This is a genomic window from Streptomyces sp. NPDC059787, from assembly GCF_042732315.1.
In the GTDB taxonomy this organism is placed as follows: Bacteria; Actinomycetota; Actinomycetes; order Streptomycetales; family Streptomycetaceae; genus Streptomyces; species Streptomyces atrovirens.
In genome coordinates, this window is the sequence record NZ_JBHWHX010000005.1 from 127,497 (window position 1) to 148,671 (window position 21,175).

Below are 21,175 nucleotides of genomic sequence, written 5' to 3' on the forward strand. Positions count from 1 at the left end.
GCCCGCGGAGAGGTGGCCCACCATGCTTTCGGCCAAGAGTCTGTTCCAGGAGATCCTCGACAACGACGAGTCCTTCGCCCTGTTCTGCTCCATCGCCGCGAGCGGCGAGTCCCAGGGCGGCTGGGAGAACGCCCGGATCGCCGCGCTGGTCCCCGAGGCCCAGCGCGAACTCGCCCCCAAGATCACCAGGCACGGCGCCGACGAGGACAAGCACGGCCGCATCTTCGACGCCCTGATGAGGAAGCGCGGCCTGAAACCCGTCCCGGTCCCCCCGGAGACCGACTACACGATGCTCCTCGAGAACAAGGGCATCGGCCTGGCCCACGGCCGGCTGAAGCGCGACGAACCGCTCACCGTGCGGGACATCGTCACCTACCTCGCCCACAGCAGGGTCACCGAACAACGCGCCTCCGAGCAGATGGACCTGCTCCGCAGGCACTTCGCCGACCACCCCGACCTCGGCCGCGCCGTCAGGATGATCTCCGACGACGAGGACAACCACCTCGCCTACTGCCACGAGGAGCTGCTGCGCTTCGCGTACGCCGGACACGGCCGCGCGATCCAGCGCACCCTGCGCGCGTGCGCGCTCGCGGAGATCCGCGTCTACCGGGACGTCAGCCTGGCGGTGATGGCCCACATGGGCCGCATCCTGGGCTGGCCCGGGCCCAAGGCGGCGGTCCTCGCGGCAGGCATCCACGCGGTGTACGCGTACGAACGCCTGGGCGGCTGGCGCCGCATGGTCTCCCTCAGGATGCCCGACCGCCGCAACGCGCTCGGCGGCCCCGCCGCCCCGGAACCGAAGTTCGCGTGACCGGACACCGGACACGGGCACAGCCCCTCACATCCACCCCCGCCGCTTGAACAACCGGAACAACAGCACCTCGAGCGCCACCATCACCACGATCACCACCGGATACGACCACTCCCACCGCAGCTCCGGCATGTGCTCGAAGTTCATCCCGTAGATCCCCGCGAGCATCGTGGGGATCGCGGCCATGGCCGCCCACGCGGAGATCTTCCGCATGTCGTCGTTCTGCCGCACGCTCATCTGCGCCAGGTGCGCCGAGAGGATGTCCGAGACCAGCCGGTCCAGCCCCTCCACGGACTCGTTCACCCGGGTGAGGTGGTCGTGCACGTCACGGAAGAAGGGCCGCGCCCTGTCCTCCACGAACGGCACCCCCACCCCGTACGAGCCCACCCCCGCCAGCCGCGTCATCGGCAGCGCCAGCGGCCCGGTCGCGCGGCGGAACTCCAGGATCTGCCGCTTGAAGTTGTAGATCCTGGACGCGGTGTGCCGCGATCCCCCGCCGTCGGGGGTGAAGACCTCCGCCTCCAGCTCCTCCAGGTCGGTCTGCAGCTCGGTCGCCACGTCCAGATAGTGGTCGACGACGGCGTCGGCGATCGCGTACAGCACCGACGTGGGTCCCTCGCCCAGCAGCTCGGGCTCCCGCTCCAGCCGCTGCCGTACGGCTTTGAGCGGCGCGCCCTCGCCGTGCCGTACGGTCACCGCGAAGGAATCACCGAGGAAGATCATGAGCTCGCCGGAGGAGACCGTGTCGCTCCGCGGCTCGTACACGACCGGTTTCAGCACCACGAAGAGCGAGTCGTCGTACACCTCCAGCTTGGGCCGCTGATGGGCTTTGAGGGCGTCCTCGACGGCCAGCGGATGCAGGTCGAACTCCTGCGTGACCAGGTCGAACTCGTCCGCTGTCGGCTCGTGCAGCCCGATCCAGACGAACCCCCCGGCCGACCGCGCCTCGTCCAGCGCGTCGGAGAAGTCATGGGGCCCCTCCGACCGATGCCCCTCCCGGTAGATGGCACAGTCGACGATCACGAAGCACACTCTCCTTTCTCTCGACGGACACCACACCCGCGCGTACGCCTACCCTGGGCCGCATGCCCACGTTGCTCCTGGTCCGGCACGGACGTTCCACCGCCAACACCGAGGGACTGCTCGCCGGGTGGACGCCCGGTGTCGCCCTCGACGACCGCGGCGCCGCCCAGGCCGCCGCGCTGCCCGGACGGCTCGCCGGGCTGCCGCTGGCCGAGATCGTCACCAGCCCGCTCCAGCGCTGCCGGGAGACGGTCCGGCCGCTGCTGGAAGAACGCCCCGGTCTCACCCCGCACACCGACGACCGCATCGGCGAGTGCCACTACGGCGACTGGTCGGGCCGCAAACTCGTCGAGCTCAAGGACGAGCCCCTGATGGAGGTGGTGCAGGCGCACCCGTCGACGGCGGCGTTCCCCGGCGGGGAGTCCATGCGCGCGATGCAGACACGCGCCGCCGAGGCGGTGCGCGAGTGGAACGCGCGCGTGGAGCGCGATCACGGCGCCGACGCCGTGTACCTCATGTGCTCGCACGGCGACGTCATCAAGTCTCTCGTCGCGGACGCACTCGGACTTCATCTCGACCTCTTCCAGCGGATTGCCGTTGAACCGTGTTCCATCACCGCGATCCGTTACACACGGCTGCGTCCCTTTCTCGTCCGCCTCGGCGACACCGGCGACTTCGCGTCCCTGGCGCCGCGCGAGGAGCCGCCGGCCGGTGACGCCACGGTCGGGGGCGGCGCGGGCGCACCGTGATCGACGGGCGCAGTAGGGTGAAGCGGTCGCCGTAGTGCGTCCCTGTTCACACAGCCGCCCGTACCCACAACTCTCAATGGAGACAGGACGTGTCCCGTCAGGTGTTCCTCTACGACCAACCGGAACGTTTCGTGGCCGGCACGGTCGGACTGCCAGGGCGCCGTACGTTCTTCCTCCAGGCCTCCGCCGGCTCCCGGGTGACCAGCGTGGCCCTGGAGAAGACCCAGGTCGCGGCGCTCGCCGAGCGGATGGACGAACTGCTCGACGAGGTCGTGCGCCGGAGCGGCGGCAGCGCCGCGGTGCCCGCGATGACGCCGGCCGAGACCACCGACAGCGCCCCGCTGGACACCCCCGTGGAGGAGGAGTTCCGCGTCGGCACCATGGCGCTCGCCTGGGACGGCGAGGAGCAGCGCATGATCGTCGAGGCGCAGGCGCTCGTCGAACTGGACGCCGACTCCGAGGAGGACCTCGCCGAGGCCGAGGAACGGCTGCTCCAGGACGAGGAGAACGGGCCCCCGATGCTCCGCGTCCGGCTCACCGGCGCGCAGGCCCGGGCCTTCGCCAAGCGCGCCCTCGACGTCGTCAACGCCGGGCGGCCGCCGTGCCCGCTGTGCAGCCTCCCGCTCGACCCGGAAGGACACGTATGTCCGCGCCAGAACGGATACCGCCGCGGAGCGTGACGGCCGCCGACCCGGCCGTCGCCGTGCTGCTCGCCGAGGGCGAGCTGACCGTGCGCGGACGCATCCGTGAGGCGTCGAACGCGGCGCTGTACTGCACCGTCACCCACGAGGGACGCGAGGCGGCCTGCGTCTACAAGCCGGTCGCCGGTGAGCGGCCCCTGTGGGACTTCCCCGACGGCACGCTCGCCGGGCGCGAGGTCGCCGCGTACGCGGTCTCCGAGGCGACCGGCTGGGGCCTCGTCCCGCCCACCGTGCTCCGCGACGGCCCCTACGGCGAGGGCATGTGCCAGCTGTGGATCGAGACGGCGCCCGGCGCGGAACTCCTCGCCCTGGTCGACGGCGAGGAACCGGAGCCGGGCTGGAAGGCGATCGGCTTCGCCGAGGTCGGCGAGGGCCGCACCGCGCTGCTCGTGCACGCCGACGACGAGCGGCTGCGCCGGCTCGCCGTGCTCGACGCGGTGGTCAACAACGCCGACCGCAAGGGCGGACACCTGCTGCCCACCGCCGAGGGCCTGCTGTACGGCATCGACCACGGGGTCACCTTCAACGCCGAGGACAAGCTCCGCACCCTGCTGTGGGGCTGGGCGGGGGAGCCCCTGACCGCGGAGGCGCTGGACGTCCTCAAGGGCCTCAGAACGGCCCTCACCGCCACCGGCGCCCTCACCACCGCCCTGACCCCCCTCCTCACCCGCGCGGAGATCGACGCCACCCGCGCGCGCGTCGAGACCCTCCTCACCACCGGCACCCACCCACAACCGGGCGGCGACTGGCCGGCCATCCCCTGGCCCCCGGTCTGAACGAGACGGCGGCCTCTTTGGAGCGGGACGACGGTGAGTCCGGAGCGGGACGGCGGTCCGTCCGGAGCGAGAGGGCGGCCTCTCCGGAGTGGGACGACGGTGAGTCCGGAGCGGGACGGCGATCCGTCCGGAGCGGGACGGCAGCCCGGTCCGAACGAGACGGCGGCCCCTCCGGAACGGGACGGCGGTGCGTCCGAAACGGGACCTGCAGCACGTCGGACGCCACGGCGCAAGAGTGCCTTCCCGGTCATCCGGCCTGCTCCCGTTCGTTTTCCGAACCGCGGTCCGGTTAGGCTCATGACATGCATGCCTGGCCCGCTTCCGAGGTCCCCGCCCTGCCCGGTCAGGGCCGCGACCTGAGGATCCACGACACCGCGACCGGGGGCCTGATCGCCTCCGACCCCGGTCCCGTCGCCCGTATCTACGTCTGCGGCATCACCCCCTACGACGCCACCCACATCGGACACGCGGCGACCTACAACGCGTTCGACCTCGTGCAGCGCGTGTGGCTCGACACCAAGCGGCAGGTTCACTACGTCCAGAACGTCACCGACGTCGACGACCCGCTGCTGGAGCGGGCCGACCGGGACGGCCTCGACTGGGCCGAGCTCGCCGAGCGCGAGACCGCGCTGTTCCGTGAGGACATGACAGCCCTGCGGATGCTGCCCCCGCGCCAGTACATAGGCGCCGTGGAGGCGATACCCGGCATCGTCCCCCTCGTCGAGCGGCTGCGTGACCTCGGCGCGACCTACGAGATCGACGGCGACGTCTACTTCTCCGTCGAGTCCGACCCGCACTTCGGCCAGGTCTCGAACCTCGACGCCGCCGCCATGCGGCTGCTGTCCGCCGAACGCGGCGGCGACCCGGACCGTCCGGGCAAGAAGAACCCCGTCGACCCGATGCTCTGGATGGCCGCCCGCGAGGGCGAGCCGAGCTGGGACGGCGGCTCCCTCGGCCGGGGCCGCCCCGGCTGGCACATCGAGTGCGTCGCCATCGCCCTCGACCACCTCGGCATGGGCTTCGACGTCCAGGGCGGCGGTTCCGACCTGGTCTTCCCGCACCACGAGATGGGCGCCTCGCACGCCCAGGCGCTCACGGGCGAGTTCCCCATGGCCAAGGCGTACGTCCACGCCGGCATGGTCGCCCTGCACGGCGAGAAGATGTCCAAGTCCAAGGGCAACCTGGTCTTCGTGTCCCAGTTGCGGCGCGACGGCGTGGACCCGGCGGCGATCCGGCTGGCGCTGCTCGCCCACCACTACCGCGCCGACTGGGAGTGGACCGACCAGGTCCTCCAGGACGCCGTGACCCGCCTCGGTCACTGGCGTGCCGCGGTCTCCCGCCCCGACGGACCGCCCGCCGAGGCGCTGGTCGAGGAGATCCGCGAGGCGCTCGCCAACGATCTGGACGCCCCGGCCGCGCTGGCCGCCGTCGACCGCTGGACCGTCCTCCAGGAGGAGAGCGGCGGTACGGACACCGGCGCGCCCGGCGTCGTCTCCCGCGCGGTGGACGCGCTGCTCGGCGTGGCGCTGTAACCGGATGCGACGACGAAGGGGCGCCCCGTTCACAACGGGGCGCCCCTTCGCTCAGTCCTCCGACGACTCGTCGCCACCCGGGCCTGAATCCGAGTCCGAGTCCGAGTCCGGATCCAGGCCCGATCCCGGCTCGGGGTCCGTCTCCGGCTTCGGCGGCCGCGGCGGACGGTTGCGCCCGCCCGGACCCTCCCGCCGGTACGACGTACCGTCCGAGCCGTCGGCCGTGGCATGCCCGCCGGGCGGACCCGACGCCCCGTCACGGCGCCGCAGATAGCGCTCGAACTCGCGGGCGATCGCCTCGCCCGACGCCTCCGGCAGCTCGGCGGTGTCCCGGGCCTCCTCCAGCGTCTGGACGTACTCGGCCACCTCGCTGTCCTCCGCGGCCAGTTGGTCCACACCCACCTGCCAGGCACGCGCGTCCTCGGGCAGCTCACCCAGCGGGATCCGCACGTCGATCAGGTCCTCCAGGCGGTTCAGGAGGGCCAGCGTGGCCTTCGGGTTGGGCGGCTGCGACACGTAGTGCGGGACCGCCGCCCACAACGACACCGCGGGCACGCCCGCGTGCGTGCACGCCTCCTGGAGGATGCCGACGATGCCCGTGGGACCCTCGTACTTGGTCTCCTCCAGGTCCATGCGGCGGGCCAGGTCCGGGTCGGACGTGGTCCCGCTGACCGGGACCGGCCGGGTGTGCGGGGTGTCACCGAGCAGCGCGCCCAGCACGACCACCAGCTCCACACCGAGTTCGTGCGCGAAGCCGAGGATCTCGTTGCAGAACGAACGCCACCGCATGGACGGTTCGATGCCGCGGACCAGCACCAGGTCGCGCGGCTTGTCGCCGCCGACCCGGACCACCGACAGCCGCGTCGTCGGCCAAGTGATCTTGCGGACCCCGCCGTCCATGAACACCGTGGGGCGGTTCACCTGGAAGTCGTAGTAGTCCTCGGCGTCCAGCGCCGCGAACACCTCGCCCTTCCACTCCCGGTCCAGATGCGCGACCGCGGTGGAGGCGGCGTCACCGGCATCGTTCCAGCCCTCGAACGCGGCCACCATGACCGGGTCGATCAGCTCGGGAACCCCCTCGAGCTCGATCACCCAGCGCCTCCTTCCGACGTGCCCTCGCGTACGCCCCAACCTTACGGCGTGCCCACGGGGCGCCCGCAGCCCCCTCACAAGGGGAGTGACCCCATCACTGCCCCGCGGGGCGCCGGGAAACACCCCTCACAGCGTGGACCGCAGCCACTGCTCCACGCTGGCGATGTGCACCGTCGCCCAGGACCGCGCCGCCTCCGCGTCCCGGTCCCGCAGGGCGGCGAGGATGGCCCGGTGCTCGTGCAGGGTGCGGCCGACCGAGTCCTTCTGGGTGAGCCCGCGCCAGATCCGGGCCCGGGTGGTGGGACCGGACAGACCGTCGAGCAGGGAGCACAGCACGGAGTTGCCGGAGCCGCGCACGATGCCCCGGTGGAACTCCAGGTCGGCGGCGACCAGGTCCTCCACCGACGGCTCGTCGCCGAGCCTGTCCAACTGCTCCGACAGCGCGTCCAGTTGCTCCTCGCCGATCCGGGTGGCCGCGAGGGCCGTCGCGGCCGGCTCCAGGATGCGGCGTACGGCGAGGAACTCCAGGACCGTGTCGTCGCGGTGGAAGTCGACGACGAAACTCAGCGCCTCCAGCAGGAGCTGCGGGTCGAGACTGGTGACGTAGGTGCCGTCGCCCTGCCGCACGTCCAGGATGCGGATCAGCGACAGGGCGCGCACCGCCTCGCGCAGCGAGTTGCGGGACAGCCCCAGCTCGGCCGCCAGCTCGCTCTCCTTGGGCAGCCGGGCGCCGGGACGCAGCGCGCCCGAGACGATCATTCCCTTGATCTTCTCGATCGCCTCGTCGGTCACTGCCATACCGCGCCTCCCTGCGGACCAGACATCCGATGTATCCAGCCCATTATGTACGGGATCGGGGGCGGCTCCGTCGGCGCGGAGCCGCCCCCGATCCCGTATGCCGGCTCCCGTGCGGGGGAGCCGGGGGAGCGCAGGTCACTTCTTGTCGAGGATCTCCTGCACATCGGCGCGGACCTCGTCCGTGGCCAGGCCCCGGATCGTCAGCGTCGTACGGCGGCGCAGCACGTCGTCCGCGGTCTCCGCCCACTCGTGGTCCCGGGCCCAGACGACCTGCGCCCGGATCTCCGGGGCGTCCGGGTGGACGCGCCGGGCGAGCGCCGGGTCCTCGTTGGCCAGGCGGGCGATGTCGAAGGCCAGCGAACCGTAGTGGGTGGCCAGGTGCCTGGCGGTGTCCGCCGCCATGCGCGGGCCGGGCGCCGGGCCGTCGACCAGCAGCCGGTGGGCCACCGCGCGGGGGTTGGCCACGCCCGGCAGCGGCAGCTTCTTCGGCAGCGAGGCGACCGGCTCGAAGTCGTCGCCCAGCGGGTGGCCGGGCAGCGCCTGGAGCTTCTGCATCACCGTACGGCCGATGTGGCGGAAGGTGGTCCACTTGCCGCCCGCGACGGACAGCATCCCGCCCCGGCCCTCGGTGACGACGGTCTCCCGCTTGGCCTTGGCCGTGTCCCCGGGGCCGCCCGGCAGCACCCGCAGGCCGGCGAAGGCGTACGTGATCAGGTCCCGGTCGAGCTGCTGGTCGCGGATGGAGAACGCGGCCTCGTCGAGTATCTGCGCGGTGTCCTTCTCGGTGACCGCGACGTCCGCCGGGTCGCCCTCGAACTCCTCGTCGGTGGTGCCGAGCAGCAGCATGTCCTCCCAGGGGAGGGCGAAGGTGATCCGGTACTTGTCGATCGGCGTGGCCAGCGCGGCCTTCCACGGGGAGGTCCGCTTCAGGACCAGGTGCGCGCCCTTCGACAGCCGGATGGACGGCGCGGCGTCCGGGTCCTCCATACGGCGCAGGTGGTCGACCCACGGGCCGGTCGCGTTCAGCACGAGCCGGGCGTTCACGCCGAACTCGTCGCCCGAGAGCCGGTCGCGCAGCTCGGCGCCGGTGACCCGGCCCCGGGTGAAGCGCAGGCCCGTCACCTCGGCGTGGTTGAGGACGACCGCGCCGGACTCGGCCGCCGCGCGGACCGTCATCAGCGCCATGCGCGCGTCGTTCATCTGGTCGTCGCCGTACACGGCCACGGCCTTGAGGTTGTCGGTGCGCAGCTCCGGCACGTCCTGCGCGGCCTTGGCCGGCGAGAGCAGGTGCCCGACGCCGTCGCCGAAGGCGGACAGCGCCGAGTACGCGAAGACACCGGCGCCGAGCTTCGCCGCGCCGTGCGGCCCGCCCTTGTACACGGGGAGGTAGAACGTGAGCGGGTTCGCCAGGTGGGGGGCCACCTGGCGGGAGACCGCACGGCGCTCGAAGTGGTTCTCCGCCACCAGCTTCACCGCGCCGGTCTGCAGGTAGCGCAGACCGCCGTGGAGCAGCTTGGAGGAGGCGGAGGAGGTGGCGCCGGCGAAGTCACCGGCGTCCACCAGGGCCACCCTGAGGCCGGACTGCGCGGCGTGCCAGGCGGTGGAGATGCCCAGGATGCCGCCGCCGATCACGAGGAGGTCGTACGACGCCTTGGAGAGCTGCTCCCGGGTCTCGGCACGGCTCGGGTTCGAGCCGGACGCCGGGTGCGTCCCCAGGGCAGGCACGGACTGCAGGGTGGACTGGGTGGTCATGGCGGTTCTTACTCCTCGTCCTCGAGCCAGCCCATGGTCCGCTCTACGGCCTTGAGCCAGCTCTTGTACTCACGGTCGCGGGTCTCCGCGTCCATGCGGGGGGTCCACTCGGCGGCCCGCCGCCAGTTGGCGCGCAGGTCGTCGGTGCTGTTCCAGAAGCCGACGGCGAGGCCGGCGGCGTAGGCGGCGCCGAGGCAGGTGGTCTCGGCGACCATCGGACGCACCACGGGGGCGTCCAGGAAGTCCGAGAGCGTCTGCATCAGCAGGTTGTTGGAGGTCATGCCGCCGTCGACCTTGAGGGCGGTCAGCTCCACGCCGGAGTCCTTCGTCATGGCGTCCGCGATCTCCCGCGTCTGCCAGGCGGTGGCCTCCAGCACGGCGCGCGCGAGGTGCGCCTTGGTGACGTACCGGGTCAGGCCGGCGATCACACCGCGGGCGTCGGAGCGCCAGTACGGGGCGAACAGGCCGGAGAAGGCCGGCACGAAGTAGGCGCCGCCGTTGTCCTCGACGGTCAGGGCGAGGGTCTCGATCTCGGCGGCGGTGGAGATCAGGCCCATCTGGTCGCGCATCCACTGCACCAGCGAGCCGGTGACGGCGATCGAGCCCTCCAGGGCGTAGACCGGCTTCTGGTCGCCGATCTGGTAGCCGACCGTGGTCAGCAGGCCGCTGTAGGAGTTGATGATCTTGTCGCCGGTGTTCATCACCATGAAGGTGCCGGTGCCGTACGTCGACTTGGTCTCGCCCTCGGCGAAACAGGTCTGGCCGAACAGGGCCGCCTGCTGGTCGCCCAGCGCGGAGGCGACCGGGATGCCGCCGAGCAGCTCGCCCAGCCTGCCGCCGGTGATCTCGCCGTAGACCTCGGCGGAGGAGCGGATCTCGGGCAGCATCGCCAGCGGGACGCCGATGGACTCGGCGATCTTCTCGTCCCACCGCATGGTGTGCAGGTTCATCAGCAGCGTGCGGGACGCGTTGGTGACGTCGGTGACGTGGTGGCCGCCGTCGACGCCGCCGGTCAGGTTCCAGATGACCCAGGTGTCCATGGTGCCGAAGAGGATGTCGCCCGCCTCGGCGCGCTCCTTGAGGCCGTCGACGTTGTCGAGCAGCCAGCGGGCCTTGGGGCCGGCGAAGTAGGAGGCCAGGGGCAGGCCGGTCTCGCGGCGGAAGCGGTCCTGGCCGACGTTGCGGCCGAGCTCGCGGCAGAGGGCGTCGGTGCGGGTGTCCTGCCAGACGATGGCGTTGTGGACCGGCTCACCGGTGTTCCTGTCCCACAGCACGGTGGTCTCGCGCTGGTTGGTGATGCCGATGGCCTTGATGTCGTCGCGGGTGATGCCGGCCTTCTCGACGGCCCCGGCGACGACCTCCTGGACGTTGGTCCAGATCTCGGTGGCGTCGTGCTCGACCCAGCCGGGCTTGGGGAAGATCTGCTCGTGCTCCTTCTGGTCGACGGAGACGATGCGCCCGTCGCGGTCGAAGACGATGCAGCGGGAGGAGGTGGTGCCCTGGTCGATGGCGGCGATGAACGGGCCGGCGGTGTGGGCGTCGGTCACTGTGTGCTCCTGGAGTTCCTTGGTTACGGGGCGGTACGTACGGCGCTGTGACAAGATGCCGGGCCTACGCGAAGGCGACGTTGTAGAGGCCGGCCGCGAGGGCACCGCCGATCAGCGGGCCGACCACCGGGATCCAGGCGTAGGACCAGTCGGAACCACCCTTGTTCGGCAGCGGCAGCAGGGCGTGCACGACGCGCGGGCCGAGGTCACGGGCCGGGTTGATGGCGTAACCGGTCGGACCGCCCAGCGACAGACCGATCGAGACGACGACGAGCGCCGTGATCAGACCGCCCAGCACACCCAGGCCGTTGCCCGCGTCGTTCAGGCCCTGGGTGAGGATGGCGAGCAGCAGCACGAAGGTGCCGACGATCTCCGTGGCGAGGTTCTGCACCGTGTGCCGGATCTCCGGGCCGGTGGAGAAGACGCCGAGCACCGGGCCCGCGCCCTTCTCCTGCGCCTCGACCGCCTTGGCGGCGGTGGCCTGCGCCCCCGGACCGCCGACGATCTCCTTGTCGGTGAGGTGGGCCAGGAACTGGCCGTAGTAGGCCACCCAGACCAGAGTCGCGCCGATCATCGCGCCGAGGAACTCTCCGGCGAAGTAGACCGGAACGTTGCTCCACTCGCCGTCCTTGAGGGCGAGCGCCACGGTGACGGCCGGGTTGAGGTGGGCGCCGGAGAGCGGTCCGGCGATGTAGACCGCCGTCATGACGGCGAAGCCCCACCCGAAGGCGATGGCGAGCCAGCCGGCGTTACGGGCCTTGGAGGCCTTCAGCGTCACGGCGGCACAGACGCCGCCACCGAGCAGGATGAGTATGGCGGTACCGATGGTCTCGCCGATGAAGATGTCGGAGCTGGACACCCGCGACTCCTTTGTCCTTCGTCCAGGGAAGCCGACCCCCGGGTCCCACCGGGGATTGGCGCCCTCAGGGGTGAGAGCGATGCCGGCCCTTGGCGTTGTCACACTCTAACTCGTATTGCCGGTAGGTGTTCGACAATGCCGACCGATGGACGGGAGTCTTTCCCGGCGCCTCGCGGGCGTCAAGAGTTTGGTTATCGAAAGCGCGATCGTTATTGATCGCCCCGGCTTATCGATCTTCGAGGCGGTTGTGTGGACTCGCACCCGGTATGCCCCTTCCGGGACATGCCGAGGACCGGGACGCCGTACGGCGCCCCGGTCGTCTCCGTGTTCCGCTCAGAACCGCCCGGCGCCCAGGTCCCGCGACACCGCGCGGGCACAGTCCCGTACCGCCGCGATCAGCTCGGGCCGCAGCTCGCCGTCCCGGCGCAGCCGCTCCACCGCCCCCGTGATGCCCACCGCGCCCACCGGCATGCGCCGCCGGTCGTGGATGGGGGCGGCGACGGCGGCGACGCCCTCCCAGGTCTCCTCCACGTCCGCCGCGTAGCCACGCGCGCGGGTGAGGTCGAGGAGGTGCTCGAAGTCGTCCGGATCGCACACCGTGCGGTCGGTGAATGCCTTGCGGTCGGCCTCCAGGGCCTCGCTGTGGGCCACCGGGTCGTAGGCCGACAGCACCTTCCCCAGGGCCGTGGAGTGCAGCGGCTGCATGGCCCCTATCTCCAGGACCTGCCGGCTGTCGTCCGGCCGGAAGACGTGGTGCACGATCAGCACGCCCTGCTGGTGCAGCACCCCGAGATAGACGCTCTCGCCGCTCGAGCGGGCCAGGTCGTCCGTCCACACCAGGGCGCGCGCCCGCAGCTCGTGCACGTCCAGATAGGTGGTGCCCAGACGCAGCAGCTCGGCGCCCAGCTGGTAGCGCCCGGAGGCGTCGTCCTGCTCGACGAACCCCTCCTGCTGGAGGGTGCGCAGGATGCCGTGGGCGGTGCCCTTGGCGAGGCCCAGCGACGAGGCGATGTCCGACAGGCCGAGCCGCCGCTCGCCGCCCGCCAGCAGGCGCAGCATCGCCGCCGCCCGTTCGAGCGACTGGATGTTCCGTGCCATCGCCGTACTGCCTCCGTCCCCTTCGGCCGTCTACCCGCGACGCGCCGCTGCCGCTGTTCGGCATTGTCGAACACTACCGGTCGATGCCGACCTCCCGCCAATGGTCGGACGTGATCGGTTCCGCCACTCGTACTCCGGGCGCCGGTTGTCGGCCATCATCGTCCGCCCCGTGGACGCCCCGGACATCAGGGAGCGGTCCCGGATACCCTGGCGAGGTGCGCCCAGCCGGGGACACTCCGTGAGGGGATCCCGGGCAGCCGCAAAGCCGACAGCCGTCGCACCCAGAGGGAGCCCCTTTCATGGCCTCGTTGCCGCAGACCCCTTCCGCCGACAGCCGGACCCGTGTGTCCGCCCTCCGCGAGGCGCTCGCCACCCGGGTGGTGGTCGCCGACGGAGCCATGGGCACCATGCTCCAGGCCCAGGACCCCACGCTCGAGGACTTCCAGAACCTCGAGGGCTGCAACGAGATCCTGAACCTGACGCGCCCGGACATCGTCCGCTCGGTCCACTCCGAGTACTTCGCCGCCGGAGTCGACTGCGTCGAGACGAACACCTTCGGCGCCAACCTCACCGCCCTGGGCGAGTACGACATCCCCGAGCGCGTCACCGAGCTGTCCGAGGCGGGTGCCCGCATCGCCCGCGAGGCGGCCGACGAGTACGCCGCGCGGGACGGCCGCACCCGCTGGGTGCTGGGCTCGATGGGACCCGGCACCAAGCTGCCCACCCTCGGTCACACCACCTTCACCGCCATCCGGGACGCCTACCAGCAGAACGCCGAGGGCCTGCTCGCGGGCGGCGCGGACGCGCTGCTGGTGGAGACGACCCAGGACCTGCTGCAGACCAAGGCCTCCGTGATCGCCGCCCGCCGCGCGATGGGGATCGCCGGGTTCGAGGTCCCGCTGATCGTGTCGGTCACGGTCGAGACCACCGGCACCATGCTGCTCGGCTCCGAGATCGGCGCCGCGCTCACCGCGCTGGAACCGCTGGGCATCGACATGATCGGCCTGAACTGCGCCACCGGTCCGGCCGAGATGAGCGAGCACCTGCGCCACCTGGCCCGCCACTCCCGCAGCCGGCTGTCCTGCATGCCCAACGCCGGCCTGCCGGAACTCACCAAGGACGGCGCCCGCTACCCGCTGTCCCCGGAAGAGCTGGCGGACGCCCAGGAGAACTTCGTACGCGACTACGGCCTGTCCCTGGTGGGCGGCTGCTGCGGCACCACGCCCGAGCACCTGCGGCAGCTCGTGGAGCGCGTGCGCGACCTCGCTCCGACGGAGCGCGACCCGCGCCCGGAGCCCGGCGCGGCCTCCCTCTACCAGACCGTCCCCTTCCGCCAGGACACCTCCTACCTGGCGATCGGTGAGCGGACGAACGCCAACGGGTCGAAGAAGTTCCGCGAGGCGATGCTCGAGGGCCGCTGGGACAACTGCGTGGAGATGGCCCGCGAGCAGATCCGCGAGGGCGCGCACATGCTGGACCTGTGCGTGGACTACGTGGGCCGTGACGGCGTCGCCGACATGGAGGAACTGGCCGGACGGTTCGCCACCGCCTCCACCCTGCCGATCGTTCTGGACTCCACCGAGGTCGACGTCATCCGGGCCGGGCTGGAGAAGCTCGGCGGCCGCGCGGTCATCAACTCGGTGAACTACGAGGACGGGGCGGGACCCGAGTCCCGGTTCGCCCGCGTCACCCGGCTGGCCCAGGAGCACGGCGCCGCGCTGATCGCGCTCACCATCGACGAGGTGGGCCAGGCCCGCACCGCCGAGAAGAAGGTCGAGATCGCCGAGCGGCTGATCGACGACCTGACCGGCAACTGGGGCATCCGCGAGGAGGACATCCTCGTCGACTGTCTGACCTTCACCATCTGCACCGGCCAGGAGGAGTCCCGCAAGGACGGCCTGGCCACCATCGAGGGCATCCGCGAGCTGAAGAAGCGCCACCCCAAGGTGCAGACCACGCTGGGCCTGTCGAACATCTCCTTCGGCCTCAACCCGGCCGCCCGCATCCTGCTGAACTCGGTCTTCCTCGACGAGTGCGTCAAGGCCGGCCTGGACTCGGCGATCGTCCACGCGTCGAAGATCCTGCCCATCGCCCGCTTCAGCGAGGAAGAGGTCACCACGGCCCTCGACCTCATCTACGACCGCCGCGCCGAGGGCTACGACCCGCTGCAGAAGCTGATGGCGCTCTTCGAGGGCGCCACCGCCAAGTCCCTCAAGGCCGGCAAGGCCGAGGAACTGGCCGCGCTGCCCCTGGAGGAGCGCCTCAAGCGCCGCATCATCGACGGCGAGCGCAACGGCCTGGAGGCCGACCTGGACGAGGCCCTCCAGGAGCGGCCCGCGCTCGACATCGTCAACGACACCCTCCTGGACGGCATGAAGGTGGTCGGCGAGCTGTTCGGCTCCGGCCAGATGCAGCTGCCGTTCGTGCTCCAGTCCGCCGAAGTGATGAAGAACGCCGTCGCGCACCTCGAGCCGCACATGGAGAAGACCGACGAGGCCGGCAAGGGCACCATCGTGCTGGCCACCGTGCGCGGCGACGTGCACGACATCGGCAAGAACCTGGTCGACATCATCCTGTCGAACAACGGCTACAACGTCGTCAACCTCGGCATCAAGCAGCCGGTCTCCGCGATCCTGGAAGCCGCCGACGAGCACAAGGCCGACGTCATCGGCATGTCCGGGCTGCTGGTGAAGTCCACGGTGATCATGAAGGAGAACCTGGAGGAGCTCAACCAGCGCGGCCTGGCCACCGACTACCCGGTGATCCTCGGCGGCGCCGCCCTCACCCGCGCCTACGTCGAGCAGGACCTGCACGAGATCTACCAGGGCGAGGTCCGCTACGCCCGCGACGCCTTCGAGGGCCTGCGCCTGATGGACGCCCTCATCGGCATCAAGCGCGGAGTGCCCGGCGCGCAGCTGCCCGAACTGAAGCAGCGCCGGGTCCGCGCGGCCACCGTGGAGATCGAGGAGCGGCCCGAGGAGGGGCACGTCCGCTCCGACGTCGCCACCGACAACCCGGTCCCCACCCCGCCCTTCAGGGGCACCCGCGTCGTCAAGGGCATCCAGCTCAAGGAGTACGCGAGCTGGCTCGACGAGGGCGCCCTGTTCAAGGGCCAGTGGGGCCTGAAGCAGGCCCGCACCGGCGACGGGCCGACCTACGAGGAGCTGGCCGAGACCGAGGGCCGGCCCAGGCTGCGCGGACTGCTCGACCGGCTCCAGACGGAGAACCTGCTGGAGGCGGCCGTGGTCTACGGCTACTTCCCGTGCGTCTCCAAGGACGACGACCTGATCATCCTGGACGAGCAGGGCAACGAGCGCACCCGCTTCACCTTCCCGCGCCAGCGCCGCGGCCGCCGGCTGTGCCTGGCGGACTTCTTCCGCCCGGAGGAGTCCGGCGAGACCGACGTGGTCGGCCTCCAGGTGGTCACGGTCGGTTCGAGGATCGGCGAGGAGACCGCCCGGATGTTCGAGGCCAACGCCTACCGGGACTACCTGGAGCTGCACGGGCTCTCCGTACAGCTCGCGGAGGCCCTCGCCGAGTACTGGCACGCGCGCGTGCGCTCCGAACTCGGCTTCGCGGGCGAGGACCCGGCCGCGATGGAGGACATGTTCGCCCTGAAGTACCGGGGCGCCCGCTTCTCCCTCGGCTACGGCGCCTGCCCCGACCTGGAGGACCGCGCCAAGATCGCCGATCTGCTCGAACCCGAGCGCATCGGCGTGCGGCTCTCCGAGGAGTTCCAGCTGCACCCCGAGCAGTCCACGGACGCCATCGTCATCCACCACCCGGAGGCCAAGTACTTCAACGCCCGCTGAGGCGCCGGGAGCCACACCAGGCGTTCCGGGCGCGCACGACGTACACTGGTCGGTCCACCGCAGGCCGGTTCCCCTCGTGGGAACCGGCCTGGTCGTCCCTGTGAAGGAGGTACGCGGATGACCAGTACGGTCCCCGCGCTCGGAACCCAGACGGCCGAGGGGTCGGCCCTGCAGGCCGTCCTCCTCGACATGGACGGCACCCTGGTGGACACCGAGGGCTTCTGGTGGGACGTCGAGGTCGAGGTCTTCGCCTCCCTCGGCCACACCCTCGACGACTCCTGGCGCCATGTCGTGGTCGGCGGCCCCATGACCCGCAGCGCGGGGTTCCTCATCGAGGCCACCGGCGCCGACATCGGCCTGCCCGAGCTGACGGTGCTGCTCAACGACGGCTTCGAGGAGCGTATCGACCACGCCCTGCCGCTGATGCCGGGTGCCGCGCGGCTGCTCGCCGAGCTGTCCGAGTACGAGATCCCCACGGCGCTCGTCTCCGCCTCCCACCGGCGCATCATCGACCGGGTGCTGAAGACGCTGGGCCCCCAGCACTTCGCCCTGTCGGTCGCCGGCGACGAGGTACCGCGCACCAAGCCGCACCCGGACCCGTATCTCGCGGCCGCCGCCGGGCTCGGTGCGGACCCCGTACGGTGCGCCGTCGTCGAGGACACGGTGACCGGTGTGACCGCCGCCGAGGCGGCGGGCTGCCAGGTCGTCGCGGTGCCCTCGGTGGGCCCGATCACCCCGGCCGTCCGGCGGACGGTCGTGCCCTCCCTGGAAGTCGTGGACCTGACATTCCTGCATGGTCTGATGACGGAAATGCGCTAGGCGTTCACCCAGCGCAGCGGTGTTACCGCCGGAATTCCCGCCACTCGGCTTCTCGGGCCCGGACGCACGCGACCGAAAGAATTCGACCCGCTTGCCGGTGGCCGAATTCCGGCTCCGCCGAGCCCGCTTTCACATGTGAGGTTCACCACATGGAAGGGGGTCGACAACGATGTCCTCCTGTGCCTTCCGCACCATTCCGGGGGGCACCGGTACGCCTTTGTGTCCTGATTCATGAGAAGCTGCACCAATCATTCCCCGGTCGCCTTTACCGGTGCGTTCACACCCGGTCTCACTGCGTGATGTGCCCTCAACTCCGGCGGCTGCGAACCCTCCTGCGGGCGCGGACTAATGTCATCGCGAGAACCTCGCCCCCATCCCCGTGTTCCGCTGCGACAACCCCCGCATGCCGGATACACGGAGTCGACAGTCCTGGAGAAACTCGAGCATGAACCGCAAGACTTTGGTGCTGGCGGCCGCGATGGGCCTGCTCGCGCCGGTGCTCGCCGCCTGCGGCGACAGCGAGGGCGGGAGCGGAGACGGCGGCGCGATCGTCGTGGGCACCACGGACCGGTTCACCGCATCCAAGGAGGACGGCCCCGCGCCCCTCGACCCGGCCTGGGCCTACGACGTCGGTACCTGGAACATCCTGCGGCAGACCGTGCAGACCCTGATGGTCCAGCCCCGCGGCGACGGCGAACCGGTGCCCGAGGCCGCCGAGTCGTGCGGATTCACCGACGCCGGCAACGAGCGCTACAGCTGCACCCTGCGCGACGGTCTGAAGTTCTCGAACGGCGACGCGATCACCGCGGAGGACGTGAAGTTCTCCATCGAGCGCGCCCTCGCCATCAAGGGCGACAGTGGTGTGTTCGCGCTGCTGTCCACCATCGACACCGTCGAGACCCAGGGCGACCGCGAGGTGATCTTCCACCTCAACAGCGCCGACGCCACCTTCCCGTACAAGCTGTCCACCCCGGTCGCGGGCATCGTCAACCCGGACGACTACGACAAGGGCAAGCTGCGCGAGGGCTTCGAGGTCGACGGCTCCGGTCCGTACACCCTCGAGGGCAAGGTCGAGGACGGCACGATGGTCAGTGCCACCTTCACCAAGAACCCTTCTTACAAGGGCGCGCTGGAGGTGAACAACGACAAGGTCGAGATGGTCTCCTACGACAGTTCCGAAGCCATGGGCGAGGCGCTGGAGAAGGGTGACATCGACATGGCGACCCGTACCATGTCGCCGGAGCAGATCCAGGAGCTCGGCAACGCCACCGACGACGAGATCGAGCTGGTCGAGTCGCCCGGTCTGGAGATCCGGTACCTGGCGTTCAACACCGAGGCCCCCACCGTGAAGGACAGGGCCGTCCGCCAGGCGATGGCCCAGGTCATCAACCGCAGCGAGCTGGTCGGCAACGTCTACGGCTCCCAGGCCGAGCCGCTGTTCTCGCTGGTCCCCGCCGGCGTCACCGGTCACACCAACGCGTTCTTCAACACGTACGGCGACTCGAACGTGGCCAAGGCCCGTGAGCTGCTGGAGGACGCCGGCGTCAGCACCCCGGTGAAGCTGACGCTGCACTACACGCACGACCACTACGGCCCCGCCGCCAAGACGGAGTTCGAGCAGCTGAGCAAGCAGCTCAACGACAGCGGTCTGTTCGAGACCGACATCAAGAGCGAGACCTGGAACAAGTTCAAGACCGCCGCCCAGAACGAGAAGTACGACGTCTACGGCATGGGCTGGTTCCCCGACTACCCGGACGCCGACGCCTTCACCGCTCCCTTCCTCGGCGAGGACAACTTCCTCAGCTCGCCCTACGCCAACACCAAGATCATCAAGGAGCTGATCCCGGAGTCGCGCCGCCAGGCCGACCGGCTGTCCGCCTCCGACAGCCTCGCGGAGATCCAGAACATCGTCGCCGAGGACGTCCCGGTGATTCCGCTGTGGCAGGGTAAGCAGTACGTCGCCGCCCGCGACGGCGTCACCGGCACCGCCTACGCGCTCAACTCCTCCTCGACTCTCCAGCTGTGGGAGCTCGCGCGCGGCGTCACCGAGTGACAGAACCGCACGAACCCGGACCGGTGACACGATCCGGGCAGCAAGAACGACAAGGCATAGCACGTGAATTTGCGTAACCCGTGGCCAGTCCTGCCCATCGTGGCGGGGCTGGCCTCCGGCCTGTTGACCGGCTGTGGCACCGAGAGCGGCGACGCGGGGGCCGACGGCTCCGACGTCGTGGTGGGGATGTCCGACGACGTCCTGTCCACCGACCCCGCCTCCGGCTACGACCCCGGCTCCTGGCTGTTGTTCAACAACGTCTTCCAGTCGCTGCTCGGCTTCCCCAAGGGAGCCACCGAGCCGCAGCCGGACGCCGCCGAGAGCTGCGGCTTCGCGGACGCCGGCACCGAGGTCTACCGCTGCACACTGCGGGACGGACTGAAGTTCAGCAACGGTGACCCGCTCACCTCGAAGGACGTGAAGTTCTCCTTCGACCGCATGCTGAAGATCAACGACCCCGACGGGCCCGCGATCATGTTCCCCACGCTGGAGAAGGTCAGCACCCCCGACCGGAAGACGGTCGTCTTCGAACTCAACACACCCGACGCCACCTTCCCCAGCAAGATCGCGTCCGGTGCCGGCTCCATCGTCGACCACCGCGAGTACGACGCCGACGGGCTGCGCGAGGACGGGGAGGCGGTCGGCTCCGGCCCGTACCGGCTGGACTCGTTCGCCAACGACCGCGCCGTCTTCTCCGTCAACGAGCACTACAAGGGCACCGCCGAGACCAAGAACTCCGGCGTGACCCTGGAGTTCTTCCACGGCGACCAGAACGCCCTGAAGAAGGCCGTACAGGACGCCGAGGTCGACATCGCCTACCGCGGCCTCACCGCCGAGGCCATCAACGACATCGACCGGGCCGACGACGGCGCCGGCGGCGTCGAGATCGTGGAGGGCAGCAGCGCCGAGGTCCAGCACCTGGTCTTCAACATGGACGACCCGGTCGCCGGGAAACCCGGCGTGCGCCGGGCCATCGCCCATCTGATCGACCGTGACGCCCTCGTCCGGGACGTCCACCAGGGCACGGCCAGCCCGCTGTACTCGATCGTCCCGGCCGGCATCGGCGGCCACAACACCGCCTTCTTCGACACCTACGGCGCCCGCCCCTCCAAGGCCAAGGCCGCCGCCGCGCTGGAGGAGGAGGGCATCACCGGCAAGGTGAAGCTGACCCTGTGGTCCACCCCGTCCCGCTACGGCCCGGCCACCGACCAGGAACTGAAGACGATCGCCGGACAGCTCAACGCGAGCGGACTGTTCGACGCCGACGTCGAGTCGGTCCCCTTCGCCCAGTACGAGAAGGACATCGCGGCCGGCAAGTACGGCGTCTACGTCAAGGGCTGGGTGCCCGACTACCCGGACGCCGACAACTTCACCGGGCCCTTCTTCGGCGAGGGCAACGTGCTGGACAACAACTACGACGCCGGCGCGATCACCGACTCGCTCCTCCCGCGCACGGCCGCCCAGAGCGACCGCTCCGCCACCGACGAGGAGTTCGGCCGGATCCAGGACATCGTCGCCGAGGACATCCCCGTCCTCCCCGTCTGGCAGGCCAAGCAGTACGCGGTCGTCCAGGACGGCGTGTACGGCCTGGAGTACTGCCTCGACGCCTCGACCGTGTTCCGGTTCTGGGAACTGAACAAGGGCTGACGCCGTAACCGGTACGACGAAGGGGGGCCCCCCCCGCGGGGGGGGGGGCCGGCGGTGGCGTTTAAAAAAAAAACAACCCCCCCAACCAAAAAGGCGAAAGGTTTGG

The 21,175-nt window shown here is 70.5% G+C and carries 16 protein-coding genes; 9 read left to right on the forward strand and 7 right to left on the reverse strand.

Going from position 1 to position 21,175, the window contains the following annotated elements:
- The first annotated feature begins 22 nt into the window (after nt 1-22).
- Nucleotides 23-811: a ferritin-like domain-containing protein gene (locus tag ACFV5H_RS06800; RefSeq protein ID WP_385055859.1), complete on the forward strand. Its 789-nt coding sequence runs from the start codon at nt 23-25 to the stop codon at nt 809-811.
- Nucleotides 812-838: 27 nt separating this feature from the next.
- Here the strand turns inward: ACFV5H_RS06800 and corA are convergent, their stop codons facing one another.
- Nucleotides 839-1,834 (reverse strand): magnesium/cobalt transporter CorA, encoded by a 996-nt coding sequence (corA, locus tag ACFV5H_RS06805; RefSeq protein WP_385055862.1) that lies wholly within the window; start codon nt 1,832-1,834, stop codon nt 839-841.
- A gap of 62 nt (nt 1,835-1,896) precedes the next feature.
- Between corA and ACFV5H_RS06810 the strand changes: the two genes are divergently transcribed.
- From ACFV5H_RS06810 to mshC, 4 genes are all read left to right on the forward strand, one after another.
- Nucleotides 1,897-2,583: a histidine phosphatase family protein gene (locus ACFV5H_RS06810; RefSeq protein WP_385193219.1), complete on the forward strand. Its 687-nt coding sequence runs from the start codon at nt 1,897-1,899 to the stop codon at nt 2,581-2,583.
- Between the two features lie 89 nt (nt 2,584-2,672).
- Nucleotides 2,673-3,263, forward strand: coding sequence for a DUF3090 domain-containing protein (locus ACFV5H_RS06815; protein WP_073933622.1), 591 nt, complete (start codon nt 2,673-2,675; stop codon nt 3,261-3,263).
- A complete protein-coding gene (locus tag ACFV5H_RS06820) occupies nt 3,227-4,060 on the forward strand; it encodes an SCO1664 family protein (protein WP_385055868.1) in 834 nt (277 codons plus the stop codon). The genes ACFV5H_RS06815 and ACFV5H_RS06820 overlap by 37 nt, the downstream gene beginning before the upstream one ends.
- 302 nt (nt 4,061-4,362) lie before the next feature.
- A complete protein-coding gene (gene mshC / locus ACFV5H_RS06825; protein ID WP_385055871.1) occupies nt 4,363-5,592 on the forward strand; it encodes a cysteine--1-D-myo-inosityl 2-amino-2-deoxy-alpha-D-glucopyranoside ligase in 1,230 nt (409 codons plus the stop codon).
- 51 nt (nt 5,593-5,643) lie between these two features.
- Here mshC and ACFV5H_RS06830 read toward each other — a convergent pair whose 3' ends face one another.
- The 6 genes from ACFV5H_RS06830 to ACFV5H_RS06855 form a co-directional block, all read right to left on the reverse strand.
- Nucleotides 5,644-6,684: a PAC2 family protein gene (locus tag ACFV5H_RS06830; protein ID WP_385193222.1), complete on the reverse strand. Its 1,041-nt coding sequence runs from the start codon at nt 6,682-6,684 to the stop codon at nt 5,644-5,646.
- Between the two features lie 126 nt (nt 6,685-6,810).
- Nucleotides 6,811-7,482: a FadR/GntR family transcriptional regulator gene (locus ACFV5H_RS06835; protein ID WP_385055876.1), complete on the reverse strand. Its 672-nt coding sequence runs from the start codon at nt 7,480-7,482 to the stop codon at nt 6,811-6,813.
- A gap of 135 nt (nt 7,483-7,617) precedes the next feature.
- Nucleotides 7,618-9,234, reverse strand: a complete 1,617-nt coding sequence (locus ACFV5H_RS06840) for an FAD-dependent oxidoreductase (RefSeq protein ID WP_385055879.1) — start codon at nt 9,232-9,234, stop codon at nt 7,618-7,620.
- An 8-nt stretch (nt 9,235-9,242) separates the two neighbouring features.
- On the reverse strand, nt 9,243-10,781 hold the full coding sequence (glpK, locus tag ACFV5H_RS06845; RefSeq protein ID WP_385055882.1) for a glycerol kinase GlpK: 1,539 nt from the start codon (nt 10,779-10,781) through the stop codon (nt 9,243-9,245).
- Between the two features lie 64 nt (nt 10,782-10,845).
- Nucleotides 10,846-11,640 carry an MIP/aquaporin family protein gene (locus ACFV5H_RS06850; protein ID WP_385193224.1) on the reverse strand — a complete coding sequence of 265 codons (795 nt, stop codon included), beginning with the start codon at nt 11,638-11,640 and terminating at the stop codon, nt 10,846-10,848.
- Nucleotides 11,641-11,973: 333 nt separating this feature from the next.
- Nucleotides 11,974-12,738 carry an IclR family transcriptional regulator gene (locus ACFV5H_RS06855; protein WP_385055886.1) on the reverse strand — a complete coding sequence of 255 codons (765 nt, stop codon included), beginning with the start codon at nt 12,736-12,738 and terminating at the stop codon, nt 11,974-11,976.
- Nucleotides 12,739-13,037: 299 nt separating this feature from the next.
- On the opposite strand from ACFV5H_RS06855, the gene metH reads away from it, so the two are divergent.
- The 4 genes from metH (at nt 13,038) to ACFV5H_RS06875 (ending at nt 21,069) form a co-directional block, all read left to right on the forward strand.
- A complete protein-coding gene (gene metH / locus ACFV5H_RS06860) occupies nt 13,038-16,550 on the forward strand; it encodes a methionine synthase (RefSeq protein WP_385055888.1) in 3,513 nt (1,170 codons plus the stop codon).
- Between the two features lie 117 nt (nt 16,551-16,667).
- Nucleotides 16,668-17,369, forward strand: coding sequence for an HAD family hydrolase (locus ACFV5H_RS06865; protein WP_385055891.1), 702 nt, complete (start codon nt 16,668-16,670; stop codon nt 17,367-17,369).
- A gap of 445 nt (nt 17,370-17,814) precedes the next feature.
- Nucleotides 17,815-19,422: an ABC transporter substrate-binding protein gene (locus tag ACFV5H_RS06870; RefSeq protein WP_385055894.1), complete on the forward strand. Its 1,608-nt coding sequence runs from the start codon at nt 17,815-17,817 to the stop codon at nt 19,420-19,422.
- Between the two features lie 63 nt (nt 19,423-19,485).
- On the forward strand, nt 19,486-21,069 hold the full coding sequence (locus ACFV5H_RS06875) for an ABC transporter substrate-binding protein (protein ID WP_385193226.1): 1,584 nt from the start codon (nt 19,486-19,488) through the stop codon (nt 21,067-21,069).
- Nucleotides 21,070-21,175 lie beyond the last annotated feature (106 nt).

Excerpts from the sequence above, each read along its gene's own strand:
- ACFV5H_RS06800 (WP_385055859.1), top strand. The coding sequence starts at position 23 with ATGCTTTCGGCCAAGAGTCTGTTCCAGGAGATCCTCGACAACGACGAG.
- ACFV5H_RS06810 (WP_385193219.1), top strand. The coding sequence starts at position 1,897 with ATGCCCACGTTGCTCCTGGTCCGGCACGGACGTTCCACCGCCAACACC.
- ACFV5H_RS06820 (WP_385055868.1), top strand. The coding sequence starts at position 3,227 with ATGTCCGCGCCAGAACGGATACCGCCGCGGAGCGTGACGGCCGCCGAC.
- mshC (WP_385055871.1), top strand. The coding sequence starts at position 4,363 with ATGCATGCCTGGCCCGCTTCCGAGGTCCCCGCCCTGCCCGGTCAGGGC.
- ACFV5H_RS06835 (WP_385055876.1), bottom strand. The coding sequence starts at position 7,482 with ATGGCAGTGACCGACGAGGCGATCGAGAAGATCAAGGGAATGATCGTC.
- ACFV5H_RS06840 (WP_385055879.1), bottom strand. The coding sequence starts at position 9,234 with ATGACCACCCAGTCCACCCTGCAGTCCGTGCCTGCCCTGGGGACGCAC.
- ACFV5H_RS06855 (WP_385055886.1), bottom strand. The coding sequence starts at position 12,738 with ATGGCACGGAACATCCAGTCGCTCGAACGGGCGGCGGCGATGCTGCGC.
- metH (WP_385055888.1), top strand. The coding sequence starts at position 13,038 with ATGGCCTCGTTGCCGCAGACCCCTTCCGCCGACAGCCGGACCCGTGTG.
- ACFV5H_RS06865 (WP_385055891.1), top strand. The coding sequence starts at position 16,668 with ATGACCAGTACGGTCCCCGCGCTCGGAACCCAGACGGCCGAGGGGTCG.
- ACFV5H_RS06870 (WP_385055894.1), top strand. The coding sequence starts at position 17,815 with ATGAACCGCAAGACTTTGGTGCTGGCGGCCGCGATGGGCCTGCTCGCG.